1 rRNA gene is annotated in these 3,200 nt (G+C 51.3%); it reads right to left on the bottom strand.

What is annotated here, in order from left to right:
* Positions 1–45: 45 nt before the first annotated feature.
* A 23S ribosomal RNA gene (locus tag AC3G7N_RS20435) occupies positions 46–2,966 on the bottom strand.
* Between the last annotated feature and the right edge of the window lie 234 nt (positions 2,967–3,200).

The following is a 3,200-nucleotide window of genomic DNA, read 5'->3' as shown; positions in this document are numbered from 1 at the left end:
TACCCTAAAAACTAAATAAGAGCGCAATAGTGACATCAAAATTTGTTAGTTAAGTCCTCGATCGATTAGTATTCGTCAGCTGCACGTGTCACCACGCTTCCACCTCGAACCTATCAACCTCATCGTCTCTGAGGGATCTTACTCACTCGAAGTGATGGGAAGTCTCATCTTGAGGGGGGCTTCATGCTTAGATGCTTTCAGCACTTATCCTTTCCACACGTAGCTACCCAGCTATGCTCCTGGCGGAACAACTGGTACACCAGCGGTATGTCCATCCCGGTCCTCTCGTACTAAGGACAGCTCCTCTCAAACTTCCAATGCCCACGACGGATAGGGACCGAACTGTCTCACGACGTTCTGAACCCAGCTCGCGTACCGCTTTAATGGGCGAACAGCCCAACCCTTGGGACCGACTACAGCCCCAGGATGCGATGAGCCGACATCGAGGTGCCAAACCTCCCCGTCGATGTGAACTCTTGGGGGAGATAAGCCTGTTATCCCCGGGGTAGCTTTTATCCGTTGAGCGATGGCCCTTCCATGCGGAACCACCGGATCACTAAGCCCGACTTTCGTCCCTGCTCGACTTGTAGGTCTCGCAGTCAAGCTCCCTTATGCCTTTACACTCTTCGAATGATTTCCAACCATTCTGAGGGAACCTTTGGGCGCCTCCGTTACTCTTTGGGAGGCGACCGCCCCAGTCAAACTGCCCGCCTGACACTGTCTCCGAACCGGATTACGGTCCTGGGTTAGAAGGTCCGTACAGCCAGGGTGGTATCCCACGGATGCCTCCACCGAAGCTAGCGCTCCGGTTTCTAAGGCTCCCACCTATCCTGTACAAGCTGTACCAACATTCAATATCAGGCTACAGTAAAGCTCCACGGGGTCTTTCCGTCCTGTCGCGGGTAATGCGCATCTTCACGCATAGTATAATTTCACCGGGTCTCTCGTTGAGACAGTGCCCAAGTCGTTGCACCTTTCGTGCGGGTCGGAACTTACCCGACAAGGAATTTCGCTACCTTAGGACCGTTATAGTTACGGCCGCCGTTTACTGGGGCTTCGGTTCTAAGCTTCGCACCCGAAGGTGCTAACCTTTCCCCTTAACCTTCCAGCACCGGGCAGGTGTCAGCCCCTATACTTCGCCTTTCGGCTTCGCAGAGACCTGTGTTTTTGCTAAACAGTCGCTTGGGCCTATTCACTGCGGCTCCTCCTTAAAAGGAGCACCCCTTCTCCCGAAGTTACGGGGTCATTTTGCCGAGTTCCTTAACGAGAGTTCTCCCGATCACCTTAGGATTCTCTCCTCGCCTACCTGTGTCGGTTTGCGGTACGGGCACCTATGAACTCACTAGAGGCTTTTCTTGGCAGTGTGAAATCCAGAACTTCGGTACTTTAGTTCCCTCCCCATCACAGCTCAGAATTGTTGGACGGATTTGCCAATCCAACTCCCTTACTGCTTGGGCGCACATTTCCAATCGTGCGCATTCCTTATCCTACTGCGTCCCCCCATCGTTCAAACGTTCATGAGGTGGTACAGGAATATCTACCTGTTGTCCATCGCCTACGCCTTTCGGCCTCGGCTTAGGTCCCGACTAACCCTGAGCGGACGAGCCTTCCTCAGGAAACCTTGGGCTTTCGGTGAAAGAGATTCTCACTCTTTTTTCGCTACTCATACCGGCATTCTCACTTCGAAGCGCTCCACCAGTCCTCACGGTCTGACTTCGCTGCACTTCGAACGCTCTCCTACCATTGTTCTAAGAACAATCCGCAGCTTCGGTGATACGTTTAGCCCCGGTACATTTTCGGCGCAGAGTCACTCGACCAGTGAGCTATTACGCACTCTTTAAATGATGGCTGCTTCTAAGCCAACATCCTGGTTGTCTGGGCAACTCCACATCCTTTTCCACTTAACGTATACTTTGGGACCTTAGCTGGCGGTCTGGGCTGTTTCCCTTTCGACTATGAACCTTATCACCCATAGTCTGACTCCCAACGTAACGTATCTGGCATTCGGAGTTTGACTGAATTCGGTAACCCGGTGAGGGCCCCTAGTCCAATCAGTGCTCTACCTCCAGTACGCATCTGTTGAGGCTAGCCCTAAAGCTATTTCGGAGAGAACCAGCTATCTCCGTGTTCGATTGGCATTTCACCCCTACCCACACCTCATCCCCGCATTTTTCAACATACGTGGGTTCGGGCCTCCAGTCAGTGTTACCTGACCTTCACCCTGGACATGGGTAGATCACACGGTTTCGGGTCTACGACCGCATACTATTTCGCCCTATTCAGACTCGCTTTCGCTGCGGCTCCGTGTCTTCCACTTAACCTTGCATACGATCGTAACTCGCCGGTCCATTCTACAAAAGGTACGCCGTCACCCATTAACGGGCTTCGACTACTTGTAAGCGCACGGTTTCAGGATCTCTTTCACTCCCCTTCCGGGGTGCTTTTCACCTTTCCCTCACGGTACTGGTTCACTATCGGTCACTAGGTAGTATTTAGCCTTGGGAGATGGTCCTCCCAGATTCCGACGGAATTTCTCGTGTTCCGCCGTACTCAGGATCCACTCCGGAGGAAACTCTTTTTCGACTACAGGGCTCTTACCCGCTATGGCTGATCGTTCCAGATCGATTCATCTAAAGAATTTCTTTGTAACTCCAATGGAGTGTCCTACAACCCCAGAAAGCAAGCTTTCTGGTTTGGGCTGATTCCGTTTCGCTCGCCGCTACTCAGGAAATCGCATTTGCTTTCTCTTCCTCCGGGTAATGAGATGTTTCAGTTCCCCGGGTCTGCCACGCGTATCCTATGTATTCAGATACGCGTACTGCTCCATTACGAACAGTGGGTTTCCCCATTCGGAAATCCTCGGATCAAAGTCTACTTACGACTCCCCGAGGCATATCGGTGTTAGTCCCGTCCTTCGTCGGCTCCTAGTGCCAAGGCATTCACCGTGCGCTCTTCTTCACTTAACTATCTTTATTTAATCTAGTTTCAGCTCCTAGTGGCTCGCGACATAAGCAATCAACACTTCAAGCACAAAAAACGTGCTTTACGGTTGCTTTCTTATGCGTTTCGCCACTAATCAGTCGCTTACACTTTTTGCTTTTTGATGTCGTTGTCTATCTTGCTCTTATTTAGTTTTCAAGGTACAAAAAGAGAGATTCGCATCCCTCAAAACTGAACAAACAACCAGGTATGCAAGGCCT

It is taken from the genome of Virgibacillus carmonensis (assembly GCF_057836705.1).
The sequence above is the reverse complement of the archived record's forward strand: the minus strand, read 5'-3'. Positions and strand labels throughout refer to the sequence as shown.